At 60.1% G+C, this 11,619-nt stretch carries 20 protein-coding genes; 2 read left to right on the top strand and 18 right to left on the bottom strand.

What is annotated here, in order from left to right; translation table 11 throughout:
- The first annotated feature begins 124 nt into the window (after positions 1-124).
- Positions 125-253 carry a hypothetical protein gene (locus BGE01nite_RS29685; RefSeq protein WP_281292027.1) on the top strand — a complete coding sequence of 43 codons (129 nt, stop codon included), beginning with the start codon at positions 125-127 and terminating at the stop codon, positions 251-253.
- Between the two features lie 234 nt (positions 254-487).
- Entirely contained in the window at positions 488-856 is a 369-nt protein-coding gene (locus BGE01nite_RS03250; RefSeq protein WP_146848830.1) for a DUF6799 domain-containing protein, read from the top strand.
- Positions 857-1,151: 295 nt separating this feature from the next.
- Here the strand turns inward: BGE01nite_RS03250 and map are convergent, their stop codons facing one another.
- From map to rplB, 18 genes are all read right to left on the bottom strand, one after another.
- Complete coding sequence (gene map / locus BGE01nite_RS03245; protein WP_146848829.1) at positions 1,152-1,970, bottom strand: type I methionyl aminopeptidase; 819 nt, start codon at positions 1,968-1,970, stop codon at positions 1,152-1,154.
- A gap of 38 nt (positions 1,971-2,008) precedes the next feature.
- Positions 2,009-3,508 carry a preprotein translocase subunit SecY gene (gene secY / locus BGE01nite_RS03240; protein ID WP_146848828.1) on the bottom strand — a complete coding sequence of 500 codons (1,500 nt, stop codon included), beginning with the start codon at positions 3,506-3,508 and terminating at the stop codon, positions 2,009-2,011.
- 113 nt (positions 3,509-3,621) lie between these two features.
- A complete protein-coding gene (gene rplO, locus BGE01nite_RS03235) occupies positions 3,622-4,062 on the bottom strand; it encodes a 50S ribosomal protein L15 (RefSeq protein ID WP_146848827.1) in 441 nt (146 codons plus the stop codon).
- 39 nt (positions 4,063-4,101) lie between these two features.
- On the bottom strand, positions 4,102-4,611 hold the full coding sequence (gene rpsE / locus BGE01nite_RS03230) for a 30S ribosomal protein S5 (protein ID WP_146848826.1): 510 nt from the start codon (positions 4,609-4,611) through the stop codon (positions 4,102-4,104).
- 18 nt (positions 4,612-4,629) lie between these two features.
- Positions 4,630-4,983, bottom strand: coding sequence for a 50S ribosomal protein L18 (rplR, locus tag BGE01nite_RS03225; RefSeq protein WP_146848825.1), 354 nt, complete (start codon positions 4,981-4,983; stop codon positions 4,630-4,632).
- Positions 4,984-5,004: 21 nt separating this feature from the next.
- Entirely contained in the window at positions 5,005-5,544 is a 540-nt protein-coding gene (gene rplF / locus BGE01nite_RS03220; RefSeq protein WP_146848824.1) for a 50S ribosomal protein L6, read from the bottom strand.
- Between the two features lie 27 nt (positions 5,545-5,571).
- Positions 5,572-5,961, bottom strand: coding sequence for a 30S ribosomal protein S8 (gene rpsH / locus BGE01nite_RS03215; protein ID WP_146848823.1), 390 nt, complete (start codon positions 5,959-5,961; stop codon positions 5,572-5,574).
- Between the two features lie 40 nt (positions 5,962-6,001).
- On the bottom strand, positions 6,002-6,601 hold the full coding sequence (gene rplE, locus BGE01nite_RS03210; protein ID WP_146848822.1) for a 50S ribosomal protein L5: 600 nt from the start codon (positions 6,599-6,601) through the stop codon (positions 6,002-6,004).
- Positions 6,602-6,694: 93 nt separating this feature from the next.
- Positions 6,695-6,973: a 50S ribosomal protein L24 gene (gene rplX, locus BGE01nite_RS03205; protein ID WP_146848821.1), complete on the bottom strand. Its 279-nt coding sequence runs from the start codon at positions 6,971-6,973 to the stop codon at positions 6,695-6,697.
- Positions 6,974-6,975: 2 nt separating this feature from the next.
- Positions 6,976-7,344 carry a 50S ribosomal protein L14 gene (gene rplN, locus BGE01nite_RS03200; protein ID WP_146848820.1) on the bottom strand — a complete coding sequence of 123 codons (369 nt, stop codon included), beginning with the start codon at positions 7,342-7,344 and terminating at the stop codon, positions 6,976-6,978.
- Between the two features lie 55 nt (positions 7,345-7,399).
- A complete protein-coding gene (gene rpsQ / locus BGE01nite_RS03195) occupies positions 7,400-7,678 on the bottom strand; it encodes a 30S ribosomal protein S17 (protein ID WP_146848819.1) in 279 nt (92 codons plus the stop codon).
- 38 nt (positions 7,679-7,716) lie between these two features.
- Complete coding sequence (gene rpmC / locus BGE01nite_RS03190; protein ID WP_146848818.1) at positions 7,717-7,926, bottom strand: 50S ribosomal protein L29; 210 nt, start codon at positions 7,924-7,926, stop codon at positions 7,717-7,719.
- A gap of 23 nt (positions 7,927-7,949) precedes the next feature.
- The gene (gene rplP / locus BGE01nite_RS03185) at positions 7,950-8,369 is read right to left on the bottom strand and encodes a 50S ribosomal protein L16 (RefSeq protein WP_146848817.1); all 420 of its coding nucleotides are present in this window, start codon (positions 8,367-8,369) and stop codon (positions 7,950-7,952) included.
- 56 nt (positions 8,370-8,425) lie between these two features.
- A complete protein-coding gene (gene rpsC / locus BGE01nite_RS03180; protein ID WP_146848816.1) occupies positions 8,426-9,208 on the bottom strand; it encodes a 30S ribosomal protein S3 in 783 nt (260 codons plus the stop codon).
- Positions 9,209-9,237: 29 nt separating this feature from the next.
- Positions 9,238-9,633 carry a 50S ribosomal protein L22 gene (rplV, locus tag BGE01nite_RS03175; protein ID WP_146848815.1) on the bottom strand — a complete coding sequence of 132 codons (396 nt, stop codon included), beginning with the start codon at positions 9,631-9,633 and terminating at the stop codon, positions 9,238-9,240.
- Between the two features lie 9 nt (positions 9,634-9,642).
- Complete coding sequence (locus BGE01nite_RS03170; RefSeq protein WP_146848814.1) at positions 9,643-10,428, bottom strand: hypothetical protein; 786 nt, start codon at positions 10,426-10,428, stop codon at positions 9,643-9,645.
- A 40-nt stretch (positions 10,429-10,468) separates the two neighbouring features.
- Entirely contained in the window at positions 10,469-10,750 is a 282-nt protein-coding gene (gene rpsS / locus BGE01nite_RS03165; protein ID WP_146848813.1) for a 30S ribosomal protein S19, read from the bottom strand.
- A 28-nt stretch (positions 10,751-10,778) separates the two neighbouring features.
- Entirely contained in the window at positions 10,779-11,618 is an 840-nt protein-coding gene (gene rplB / locus BGE01nite_RS03160; protein WP_146848812.1) for a 50S ribosomal protein L2, read from the bottom strand.
- Position 11,619: the final 1 nt, after the last annotated feature.

Here is an 11,619-nt window from a genome sequence, read left to right as displayed (position 1 = left end):
GATACTGATATTACGGACATGGGCCGTCAAGGTCCACCCTTCCCCGAGAACTCGAGCCGCCTGAGCCAACTGAAGCACGGTGACGGAGGGATTCGCCCCCTGCAAACAGCCATTCATCCCATCGATGCCACGCGTCCCGTGCACGCCCAATTTCCTCGACTATGCGCGACATGACGCCACAGAGAAAGAACACCGCATCCACAGCCTGCACGTCACTCCGCTTCGTTGGTTAGGCCCGAATGACAGCAGCTGACTTTTATCACGCCGGCCTCTGCAAGCGGCACGACCAGTTCGGCGGCAGTTGATCGAGAACCGGTCTGATAGGGGAGGTGCCACCCGGCAGTGCGCGAGCCACCTGATAAGACTATAGGGGCGCCGGCGCTCCCTTTCATGCAGCCACGACATTTGGTTGGGCCGATGAATCTGACGCACGGACAATCATTCAACAACGAAAGTTGCCGTAACCAATAACCTGACAAACAACGCTATGAAAACTCTGATCAAAACTCTCGCCTTCGCCTGTCTCACGCTCGGTCTTTCGGGCTACGCCCTGGCTGCGGACGCTGAGAAACCCACGAAGGAGGAAAAGCAGGCCGCTGAGATGAACCACATCGCCATGAAGGATGGCAAACTTTGGGTCATGAAGGACGGCAAGACCATGGAGCTGAAGGAAGAGGCCACCCTCATGGACGGCACCAAGGTGATGACCGATGGTTCCTATCTCGAGAAGGATGCCAAAGAGAAGAAGATGCTCAAGGAAGGCGAGGCCATCACCTGGGAAGGCAAGGTCAAGGACCATGCCAAGCTCATGAAGAGCATCGAGAAAAAGCAGGAGAAGGAAAAAGAGGCCAAGTAACGGGCTGACAAACCTCTGTCTGCACTAAAACACTTTATTTGTTAGGCGGCATCATCTCGGCTCGAGGTGGTGCCGCTTTGCTTTCGAGGATCGGGTGAATTGATCTCTGGCGGCTCGGGGGAGAGCGATGGTGAGGCGGCCAGGAGTGTCCCCGCTCCCTTCGGGTGCAGTGTCACTCGCTGGCTTTGAAAGATAGCTGGGCCAATCGTCCGCTCGGCGGATTGAGAGCACAGCCTTGCTTCGCGGGTTCGCAATCTTTCCGAATGAGGAGGGCAACCTGGAAGGTTGCACCACCTTAGATCAGCGAGCTGACCGGCAGCGGCGTGAGATCATTTACGCCGTTGGGGAACATGCGTTTGCGGAAGGTAAGCACTTCCGGATCCTGCTCGGTGATAAGCACGACGTGCTCGTAATGCGCGCTGGGCTTGCGGTCCTGGGTGATGGCGGTCCAGTTGTCGCTGAGGACGCGGGTCTTGCCGGTGCCCATGTTCACCATCGGCTCGATGGCGATGCTCATGCCGGCCTTGAGGCGCGGACGGTCGCCTTTGCGGCCGTAGTTGGGGACCTGGGGCTCTTCGTGAAGCTTGCGACCGACACCGTGGCCGACGAATTCGCGAACGACGGTGTAGCCATACTGCACCACGTGGTTTTCCACGCTGTGGCTGAGGTCGCCGAGCATCCAGCCATCACGCGCATGGCGGATGGCGATGTGCAGGGACTCTTCTGTGGCGGCGAGGAGGTGTAGTGTTTCTTTGGCGACGTTGCCGACCGGGACGGTAAGGGCGTTGTCGCCGATCCAGCCGTCATGCTCGATGCCGACATCGATCTTCACGACGTCACCATCCTGGATGACGCGAGGTCCGCCGATGCCGTGCACGACTTCCTCGTTGATGGAGATGCAGATGTGACCGGGGAACTTGCGGTAACCGAGGAAGGCGCTTTTGCAGCCGCGCGCCTTCATTTCAGCGGCGGCGTAGCGGTCTACCTCACCGGTGGTGATGCCGACGGCCACCTGGGAGGCCGTCTTGATCAGGATGTCACGCGCCAGCGCATTGGCGGCGCGCAGTCCGTTCAGCACGGAACCGTGGCGGATGGGGATCTTGTTGCCAAGCATGTCGATCGTGGGCCACGGCCCGCTTTGCTTTGAGAGCCTTACTTGCCGGTGGAGATGAAGTAAGCGACGCCGACGAGGGCGATGATGGCGATGCCGGTCCACAGCCAGACGACCGTGGTGGAGTCTGCCTGCTGGCCGGTTTGGGCCATGCGGTCGAAACGGCCACGGATGCGGCCCTTCTTCAGGAAGCCGTCATACTGGCTCTGCAGGAGGTAAGTTTCGATCTGGCGCATGACGTCCAGCACCACGCCCACAAGAATGAGCAGGCTGGTGCCGCCGAAGAACTGGGCGGTCTGCGGGGAGATGCCGAGGAAGCGGCTCACGACAGCCGGCATGACATAGAGGCCGGTAAGGAAGATGGCGCCTGCGAAGGTGAGGCGGCTCATGGTGAAGTCCAGGAAGTCAGCCGTGGGCTTGCCAGGGCGGATGCCCGGGAGGTAACCACCGCTCTTCTTGAGGTCTTCAGAGATCTGGGTGGGCTGGAACATGGTGGCGACCCAGAAGTAGCTGAAGAAGAAGATCAGCGCGGCGGAGAGCACGTAGTAAACCCAGCCGGAACCGATGAGGGCGGAGAAATCCTGCACCCAGCGCACTTCAGGGAAGATGGCGGAGAGGATCTGGGCCGGGAAGAGCAGGATGGCCTGCGCGAAGATGATGGGCATCACGCCGGAGTAGTTCACCTTCAGCGGGAGGTGCTGGGACTGGCCGCCGTAAACTTTGCGTCCGACCACGCGCTTGGCATACTGGATGACAATTTTTCGCGTGGCCTGCGTGATGGCGATGACCCCCGCAATCACTATGATCATGAAGGCGACGAGCAACACGAGTGTCGCGGGCTTGCTGGCGTCATTGGCGGCATTGCCGACGTAGGTCTGCCAGACCTGGACCATGGCACCTGGAAGGTCCGCCACGATGTTCACACAGATGAGGATGGAGACACCGTTGCCGATGCCGCGCTCCGTGATCATCTCACCCAGCCACATCATGAGCATGGTGCCAGCAGTGATGGTGATGACGGTCACGATGACAAACATGGGGCCGTAATCCGGCACCAGCGGCTTGCCTGTGCGGTTGATGACGTCCTGAAGACCGCCGAGGAAGATGTTCTGCCCAGGCTGTGCGAGGGACTTTGCCAGCAGGTAACCCTGGAACACGCACAGCACGATCGTCGCGAGACGGGTATACTGGGTGATCTTCTGACGACCGCCCTCTTCACGGGCCATCTTGCTCAGCGGCGGGTACACAGCCGTGAGGAGCTGGAGCATGATGCTGGCGCTGATGTAGGGCATGATGCCCAGCGCGAAGATGGCGCAGTTCTGCAGTCCACCGCCGGAGAAGACGTTCAGAAGCGCAGCCACCTGGGCGGCAGCACCACCGGAGTCAGCACGGCTGGCGATCCACTCGTCGAGCACGCTGCCGTCCACGCCCGGAAGGGTGATGGCGGTGCCGATGCGGACGATGACAATCATCGCCAGGGTGAAAAGGATGCGTGAGCGCAGTTCCGGAACTCTGAAGCTGTCGCGAAAGGCGGAAATCATGGTCGGGGGACGGGAAAAAGGGAGGCTGGGATAAAGGAAAGCGGGCCAAGTCTCAAGACCAACTTTTAACAGTTGGCAGGGACCGGCCCGCTAAAGGTGTGGGTTCGGGGGGATCAGGCAGCGATGGAGCCACCAGCCTTCTCGATCTTCTCGCGGGCTGAAGCGCTCAGGCTCTTGATCTCCACGGTCAGCTTACGGCTCAATTCGCCGGTGCCGAGGATCTTGATGGCGTCGCAGCCGCGATTGACGAGGCCCTTCTCACGGAGGGAAGCTTCGTTGATCACAGCACCGTCTTCAAAGGCTTCCAGATCGCCGACGTTGACGGTCTCATAGACGTCACGGAAGCGGGCATTGGAGAAACCCTTTTTAGGAAGACGACGGAAGAGTGGCATCTGACCACCTTCGAAACCGGGGCGGATACCGCGGCCAGCACGGGCCATCTGACCCTTGTGACCTTTACAGGAGGTTTTGCCGTGGCCGGAGCTTTCGCCGCAGCCGATACGCTTTTTGCGCTTAACGGCGCCTGGGCGGGGTTGTGTGTCGTGAAGACGCATGACGGTAAATTGAAAAGAGGTGGAGGATGAGAGATCTGATTAGAGAGCCTTGCGCTCCTTGATCTCTTTGCCACGGGCACGGAGGATTTCATCCTTCGGACGCAGGGCGTGGAGGGCGGCCAGAGTGGCCTTGACGACGTTGGCGTGATTGCTGGAGCCGAAGGACTTGCCGATGACGTCCTTGACGCCGGCTGCTTCGAGCACCGCACGGGCACCACCACCAGCGATGATACCAGTACCTGGGGAGGCTGGCTTCAGCATGATGTGACCGCCACCATGTTCGCCGATGACTTCGTGCGGGATGGTGTTGTTGTTCAGATGAACGACGTTCATCTTCTTGCGGGAAGACTCGGTGGCCTTCTTGATGGCGTCAGCGACTTCGTTCGCCTTGCCAAAGCCCCAGCCGACGCGGCCGTTTTTGTCGCCACAAACGACGAGAGCACTGAAGCTGAAGCGACGGCCACCTTTGACGACCTTCGCACAGCGGTTGATGTGAACGACTTTTTCGACGGAGTCGCTCTCACCGGAATTGCGTGTATCTTCTGCCATAATGGTTGCGGTGGGGGATTAGAACTTCAGACCCTTTTCACGGGCGGCGTCGGCGAGCGCCTTGACTTTGCCGTGGTAAAAGAAACCACCGCGGTCGAAGACGACTTCTTCGACTTTGGCAGCGATGGCGCGCTCAGCGACAGCCTGGCCGACCTTGGTGGCACCGGCGATGTTCGCCTTGCCGCCGCCGAATCCTTTTTCCTTGGTGGAAGCGGAAACGATGGTCTTGCCTGCCTCGTCGTCGATGAGCTGGGCGTAAACGTTGGTGTTGGAGAAGTAAACGGCGAGACGCGGACGGGCTGCGGTGCCTTTGACCTTCTGGCGGATGCGCGCGTGGATACGCGAGCGGATAAGTTTGCGATTCAAAGCCATGTTCGTAGTGCTCGTCAGGGGTTACTTCACGCTCTTGCCGGCCTTGCGGCGGATCTGTTCGCCTGCATAACGCACGCCCTTGGCCTTGTAAGGCTCTGGCGGGTAGTAGGCACGGATGTCAGCGGCGAGCTGGCCGACGACCTGTTTGTCGATGCCTTCGATGGCGATCTTGGTGTTTTCCGCGACGGTGACTTTCACACCGGCAGGGATCGGATGAAGGCGGTCATGGCTCTGGCCGAGCTGGAGATCGATGACGCTGCCTTTGACGGCGGCACGGAAACCGACGCCGTGGATCTCAAGGTCTTTGCGATAACCCTGGCTGACGCCGTGGATCATGTTGCTGATGAGACGCTGGGTGGTGCCATGCATGGCACGCACTTTGCGGTCTTCGCTTTCGCGGGTGACGTTGAGTTCCTTGCCTTCGGTGGCGACGTTGACGCCGACAGGAAGGGTCCAGTTGAGCTTGCCTTTGGGGCCCTCGACGAGGACGGAGCGGTCAGCGCCGATCTTGACGGTGACTTTTTCCGGAAGGGAGATGGGTTGTTTACCGACTCGTGACATTGTGTGGGGTTCCTCTCGTGTTGGGGGTTACCAGACCGTGGCGAGCAGCTCGCCGCCGACTTTGGCCTTCTTGGCGCGTGCGCCGGTCATCAGACCGCGCGAGGTGGAAAGGATGGCGATGCCGAGGCCGCCGAGCACGCGGGGGATCTCGTCAACGGAAACGTATTTGCGCAGGCCTGGCTTGGACACGCGGCTGAGGTGACGCACGACGGCGCTCTTGCCCTGATACTTGAGCTTCAGCTTCAGGCGGGGATGAGCAGCGGTGGTATCGACTTCATAGCTCCACAGGTAGCCTTCTTCCTGCAGGATGCGGGCGATCTCGCTCTTCATTTTGGAGAAGGGCATGAGAACTTCCTGCTGGCCTGCGGTGGCGGCGTTGCGGATGCGGGTGAGAAGATCAGAAATGGGATCGGTCATGGCTCGGTGGGAGTCGGACGGTTCAGGTCAGGGTGGAGGTTTAGGCGGCGGCGGCTTCAGTTTCTGCGCTTTCGCTTTTCCCGCCCTGCTGGTTGATCTTGCCACGGAAGGGCATGCCCAGAGCACGGAGGAGTTCACGAGCGTGATCGTCGTTGTTGGTCGAGGTCACGAAGGTGATGTCAAAACCGAGGGAACGCTTGATCTTTTCAAGCTCGATCTCGGGGAAAATGGACTGGTCGGTGATGCCGAGGGTGTAGTTGCCACGACCGTCAAAGGAACGGGGGGCGACACCACGGAAGTCACGCACACGGGGAAGGGCGGTGCGGACGAGACGCATGAGGAAGTCATACATCTTGTTGCCACGAAGGGTCACTTTGACGCCGACGTTTTCACCGATGCGGAGCTTGAAGTTGGCGATGGCCTTCTTCGACTTGGTGATCACTGGCTTCTGGCCGGTGATGAGCTGCACCTCATTGACGGCGTCTTCGATGGCCTGCTTGCGCTCGCCTTGGGAGCCGACGGAGCAGTTGATGACGATCTTGTCGAGCTTCGGCACCTGGTGGATGTTTTCCACACCGAGCTGGGTCTTGAGGGAGGAGCGAATCTTTTCGCTATAGAGTGTCTTAAGGACGGGGGTCATGGATTCAGTTTTGGGCTGTGCGGCCTGTCCCTGGCGGGGTCTCGTCGGGGAGACGAGACGGGCGAGCCGGGGGGGTAGCAATTAACGGGACTCTTACTTCTTCGCAACCTTCTTCTTGGCGGGAGCCTTTTTCTTTGGCGCCTCGGCAAGCTTCACGTTGGAAATATGGATGGGGCCTTCTTTTTCGACGAAGCCACCAGCTTGGTTCTGCTGGCTTGGGCGGACGGCCTTCTTGATCATGCGGACGCCATCGATCAGGACGCGGCTCTTGGCGGGCTGCACTTCCTTGACGGTGCCCTGAGCACCTTTGTGGGCTCCGGAGATGACGACGACGGTGTCGCCTTTTTTGACGTGGGTCTTGATGCGGCTCATGATTACAGCACTTCGGGGGCGAGGGAGACGATCTTCATGAAGTTCTTGTCGCGGAGTTCACGAGCGACAGGGCCGAAGATACGGGTGCCCTTGGGGTTGTTGTCCTTGTCGATGATGACAATGGCGTTCTTGTCGAAACGGAGGATGGAACCGTCGTTGCGGCGGATTGGGTGTGCGGTGCGCACCACCACGGCGCGGACGACTTCGCCCTTCTTCACGCTGGCGGTCGGGGTGGACTCGCGGACGTGGGCGGTGATGATGTCGCCGATGTAGGCAAAGCGGCTGTTCTTTTTGCCGAGCACGCCGATCATTTCGGCCACACGGGCTCCGGTGTTGTCAGCCACCGGGATTGAAGATTCCATCTGAAGCATTGAGGGTTCCTCCTGGAAGAATAGGGTTTAAAAAATCGGGACGTGCGGGCCGTGATTAGTGCTTCTGCACTTCCACGAGGTTCCAACGCTTGAGTTTGCTCAGGGGGCGGGTCTCAGCGATGAGGACCTTGTCACCTTCCTTGGCCTGGTTGTTTTCGTCGTGAGCGTAGAATTTGGAAGTCTTGCGCACGATCTTCTTGAACTGGGCGTGCGGCACGCGGCGCTCGACCTCGACGACGATGGTCTTGTTCATTTTGGCAGAGACGACCACGCCAACGCGGGTCTTCTGCACGGGAGCTTTGGCCGGGGCCGGGGCGGTTGCTGGTTCGCTCATGATGCTTCGTTCAGTTCAAAAAGGGTTTCTTGGCAGGATCAGGCAGCCTTGGTAGCGGCGCTGGCTTTGCGCTGGGTGATGAGGGTCTCGATGCGGGCCACTTCGCGGCGCATGAAGCGCAGACGGGATGGGTTTTCGAGCTGGCCGATCTGCTGCTGGACGCGGAAGTTCAGCATTTCCTGGCGGATCTCGCGCTTGCGGGCACCGAGTTCGTCCACGGACATCTCACGGAGTTCTTTGATCTTCATAGTCGTCGGTCAGATGAGGGGGATTAATGGGAGATGGCGCGGGTCACGAAGCGGGTGCGGAAGCCCAGCTTGTTGGCGGCCAGACGGCAGGCGTCACGGGCCGTGGCCTCGTTCACGCCGGAGATTTCAAACAACATGTGACCCGGAAGGATCACGGCCACCCAGAATTCCGGGGAGCCTTTACCTTTACCCATTCGGGTTTCAGGCGGACGTGCGGTCACGGGCTTGTGAGGGAACACGCGGATGAAGACCTTGCCTTTACGCTTCAGGAAGCGGGTGATGGCCACGCGGCAAGCTTCGATCTGGTTGTTCTTCAGCCAGCCACGCTCAAGCACTTGCAGTCCGTATTCACCGAAGTCCAGCTTGTTGGCGCTGGTGGCATTACCACCGCGGTTGCCGCGCTGGGTTTTGCGATACTTTACTCGACTGGGAAGAAGGGCCATGGGATGGAAAGGGGGCTAAAAACGGATGTCGGAAGGGCGGAATACTTATCTTCGGCTTACGCAGCGGCGACAGGGGCGGCCTCAGGAGCTGGGGCATCTGAAGGGGCGGGACCACGGGGATCACGCACAGCGCGCTCACCACGGCGAGGAGGACCACCACGGTCGTCACGACGCTCGCGACGCTCACGGCGGGGGGCGGTGGCGCCGTTTTCACCGGCGTTGCCCTTGTTCAGCCAGACTTTGACGCCGATGATGCCGTAAACGGTGCGGGCCTCATAGAAGCCGTAGTCGATCGGGATACGAAGGGTCTGAAGAGGCACTTTGCCAAGGCGATACCACTCAGCGCGGGCGATGTCAGCACCACCGAGACGACCAGCGACGCGGATACGGATGCCATCAGCACCGAGGTCCATGGCGGTCTGCACGGCGCGCTTCATGGCGCGGCGGAAGGAAATACGACGCTCAAGCTGAACGGCCACGCCTTCAGCGACGAGCTGGGCATCCACTTCTGGCTGCTTGATCTCGAAGATGTCGATCTTGACCTGCTTGCCACCGCACATTTCGGAGATCTTCTGGCTCATCACCTCGATTTCCTGACCTTTACGACCAATCACCAGACCCGGGCGGGCGGTGTGAAGGGTCACGCGGACCTGGTTCCAAGCACGCTCGATGACGATCTTGGCCAGAGCGGCTCCGTTGAGCTTCTCCTTGAGGTAGTTGCGGATGGCGATGTCGCTGTGGAGCGAATCAGAGAACTCCTTGCCAGTGGCAAACCACTTGGAGCGCCAGTCTTTGGTGACTGCGAGGCGGAAGCCGATCGGATTAACTTTCTGTCCCATAAAGGTGCGTGGAGTTGAGGAGGGGGTGATTATTCAGCGGCGGTCTTGGCCTTGGACTTGTGGACGCGCTTGGCGGGCTTTTCAGCCTCTTCAGGCTTGTTACCGAGCACGACGGTGATGTGGGTCATGCGCTTCTTGATGGAGGAGGCAGAGCCACGGGCGCGGGGCATGATGCGCTTCAGGGCCGGACCAGGGGTGGCGACAGCGCTGGCGACGATCATTTCCTCGGCGTCGAGTTCATGATTGTTGGTGGCGTTCGCGATCGCGGAGCGAAGAACTTTGCCAACCATGAGGGCTGCCTTCTTCGGGGTGAAATCAAGCACGCTGAGGGCCTGCGAGACGGGCATGCCGGTAATGGCACGGGTAACCTGGCGCGCCTTCTGAGACGAGATACGGGCGTATTTGTAGGTGGAGCGGACTTCCATAAACAAGGATCAACGGTTGATTGCGACTTTGGCACGATCACCGACGCGGACAGGGTCGGAGACGGAGGCCAGTTCTTGGACCACTGCGCCGCTGACAGAGTTGCGGACTTCAGTGACGAGGACTTTCGCGATAGGTTTGTCTTCGCGGAAGATTTCAAAAGGCATGCCTGGCTTCACGCCATCGCGGGCACCCACGCCGATGACGGCGATGCCGAGCTCATTCTTGAGGCTCACGATGCGGGCTTCCTGCAGATTGGCGGCAGGTGCGGTGTCTTCGACCACGCGGCTGGAGGCGCCGGCGAGGGTTGCCTCGGCCGTGACGAGGGCTTTCTGCAGGCGGTCACCAGCGACGGCGTCCGGGGTCTGCACGGTCTTGGCGAAAGCCAGGGAAGCTTCAGCGAGCTCCATCAGGCTGTCAGCCAGCTTCTTGCGGGAGGTCTCTGAGATGCGCAGATCACTCAGAGCGGAGAGCAGACGGTCTTGAGTCTGCTCACGATTGTTTTCAAGAGCGGCGATGCCCAGACCTTCGAGCAGGCTGCGGAGGCGCTCGTAGCGGTCCTTGAGTTCCAGCGCTTCCTGATTGGAAGCGGCAGCGCTCTGGGCCAGGGCGTCGTTCTTGTCCTTGGAAGCGGCGATCTGGGCCTCAAGGGCCTGGATCTTCTGCGCCGCCACCTGAAGGGTGGTGTTCAACTCCTGAAGCTCAAAGGATGTCTGGGCCTGCACGCCACCACAGACCACCACAGCTGCAAAAAGCAGAGCGGCGTGCTGATAGAGGTTGGCGAGCAGGTTTTTCATCGAATGAAGCAGATCAGGAGGTCGAAACCAGGGAGGGTTATTACTTGGCAGCCTTGACGGTGTGAGCGCCGTGGCCCTTGAAGATACGGGTCAGGGCGAACTCACCGAGGCGGTGGCCAACCATGTTTTCCGTGGCATACACGCTCACGAAGTCCTTACCGTTATGGACGAGGAAGGTGTGACCGACGAGGTCAGGCGTGATCATCGAGGAGCGAGCCCAGGTCTTGATCGGGCGCTTTGGACCTTTCGAGTCATTCATCTTGTCCACCTTATCGAGCAGAGCCTGCTGGACGAAGGGGCCTTTTTTGAGAGAGCGTGGCATGGGTCAGGGAAACAGAGGGTTCGAAGGATTACTTCTTGGCGTGACGGGTCTGAACAATAAGCTTGTTCGTAGCCTTCTTCTTGTTGCGGGTCTTCTCGCCCTTCGCATGGCCCCAGGGGCTGAGAAGGTGCTGGCGACCACCACCGGACTTGGAGCGGCCTTCACCACCACCGTTCGGATGGTCGATCGGGTTCATACACATACCGCGGACGGTCGGGCGGGTGCCCTTCCAGCGGGTGCGGCCAGCCTTGCCGGAGACCACATTCATGTGCTCGCTGTTGCCGACGACACCGACAGTGGCGTAGCACTCGGAGTGAATCTTGCGGACTTCACCGGAAGGCATGCGGACCAGAGCGTATTCACCTTCACGATTGGAAAGGATGGCGGACTGGCCGGCGGCGCGGGCGGCAACACCACCCTGACCGAGCACGAGCTCGACATTGTGGATGCTGGTGCCGAGAGGGATCTTGCGCAGCGGGAGGGCATTGCCCACATCTGGAGCAGCCTTCTCACCGGCGATCACGGACGCGCCGACGTTCAGAGCGGCAGGAGCCAGGATGTAGGAGCGCTGGCCGTCCTTGTACTCGATCAGGGCGATGCGAGCGGAGCGGTTCGGATCATACTCGATGGCGACAACCTTCGCGGCTTCGTCACGGCGCTCACGCTTGAAGTCGATCAGGCGGTAGCGGCGGACAGCGCCACCACCGATGTGACGGCAGGTGATGCGACCAGTGTTGTTACGACCGCCAGACTTGCGCAGGGCGACCGTGAGGGCGCGCTCTGGCTGGTGCTTGGTGAGTTCCTCGAAGGAGTTCCACTCCTTGTAGCGGTTCGATGGGGTGTTGGGCTTGAAAGTTTTCAGCGCCATG

The sequence above is a fragment of the Prosthecobacter gellanilyticus genome (assembly GCF_007992435.1).
Classification (GTDB): Bacteria; Verrucomicrobiota; Verrucomicrobiia; order Verrucomicrobiales; family Verrucomicrobiaceae; genus Prosthecobacter; species Prosthecobacter gellanilyticus.
The sequence above is the reverse complement of the archived record's forward strand: the minus strand, read 5'-3'. Positions and strand labels throughout refer to the sequence as shown.

What these genes read in the sequence shown, in the direction of transcription:
- BGE01nite_RS29685 (WP_281292027.1), top strand. Translation starts at nt 125, where the DNA reads ATGCCACGCGTCCCGTGCACGCCCAATTTCCTCGACTATGCGCGACAT.
- BGE01nite_RS03250 (WP_146848830.1), top strand. Translation starts at nt 488, where the DNA reads ATGAAAACTCTGATCAAAACTCTCGCCTTCGCCTGTCTCACGCTCGGT.
- map (WP_146848829.1), bottom strand. Translation starts at nt 1,970, where the DNA reads ATGCTTGGCAACAAGATCCCCATCCGCCACGGTTCCGTGCTGAACGGA.
- secY (WP_146848828.1), bottom strand. Translation starts at nt 3,508, where the DNA reads ATGATTTCCGCCTTTCGCGACAGCTTCAGAGTTCCGGAACTGCGCTCA.
- rplO (WP_146848827.1), bottom strand. Translation starts at nt 4,062, where the DNA reads ATGCGTCTTCACGACACACAACCCCGCCCAGGCGCCGTTAAGCGCAAA.
- rpsE (WP_146848826.1), bottom strand. Translation starts at nt 4,611, where the DNA reads ATGGCAGAAGATACACGCAATTCCGGTGAGAGCGACTCCGTCGAAAAA.
- rplR (WP_146848825.1), bottom strand. Translation starts at nt 4,983, where the DNA reads ATGGCTTTGAATCGCAAACTTATCCGCTCGCGTATCCACGCGCGCATC.
- rplF (WP_146848824.1), bottom strand. Translation starts at nt 5,544, where the DNA reads ATGTCACGAGTCGGTAAACAACCCATCTCCCTTCCGGAAAAAGTCACC.
- rpsH (WP_146848823.1), bottom strand. Translation starts at nt 5,961, where the DNA reads ATGACCGATCCCATTTCTGATCTTCTCACCCGCATCCGCAACGCCGCC.
- rplE (WP_146848822.1), bottom strand. Translation starts at nt 6,601, where the DNA reads ATGACCCCCGTCCTTAAGACACTCTATAGCGAAAAGATTCGCTCCTCC.
- rplX (WP_146848821.1), bottom strand. Translation starts at nt 6,973, where the DNA reads ATGAGCCGCATCAAGACCCACGTCAAAAAAGGCGACACCGTCGTCGTC.
- rplN (WP_146848820.1), bottom strand. Translation starts at nt 7,344, where the DNA reads ATGCTTCAGATGGAATCTTCAATCCCGGTGGCTGACAACACCGGAGCC.
- rpsQ (WP_146848819.1), bottom strand. Translation starts at nt 7,678, where the DNA reads ATGAGCGAACCAGCAACCGCCCCGGCCCCGGCCAAAGCTCCCGTGCAG.
- rpmC (WP_146848818.1), bottom strand. Translation starts at nt 7,926, where the DNA reads ATGAAGATCAAAGAACTCCGTGAGATGTCCGTGGACGAACTCGGTGCC.
- rplP (WP_146848817.1), bottom strand. Translation starts at nt 8,369, where the DNA reads ATGGCCCTTCTTCCCAGTCGAGTAAAGTATCGCAAAACCCAGCGCGGC.
- rpsC (WP_146848816.1), bottom strand. Translation starts at nt 9,208, where the DNA reads ATGGGACAGAAAGTTAATCCGATCGGCTTCCGCCTCGCAGTCACCAAA.
- rplV (WP_146848815.1), bottom strand. Translation starts at nt 9,633, where the DNA reads ATGGAAGTCCGCTCCACCTACAAATACGCCCGTATCTCGTCTCAGAAG.
- BGE01nite_RS03170 (WP_146848814.1), bottom strand. Translation starts at nt 10,428, where the DNA reads ATGAAAAACCTGCTCGCCAACCTCTATCAGCACGCCGCTCTGCTTTTT.
- rpsS (WP_146848813.1), bottom strand. Translation starts at nt 10,750, where the DNA reads ATGCCACGCTCTCTCAAAAAAGGCCCCTTCGTCCAGCAGGCTCTGCTC.
- rplB (WP_146848812.1), bottom strand. Translation starts at nt 11,618, where the DNA reads ATGGCGCTGAAAACTTTCAAGCCCAACACCCCATCGAACCGCTACAAG.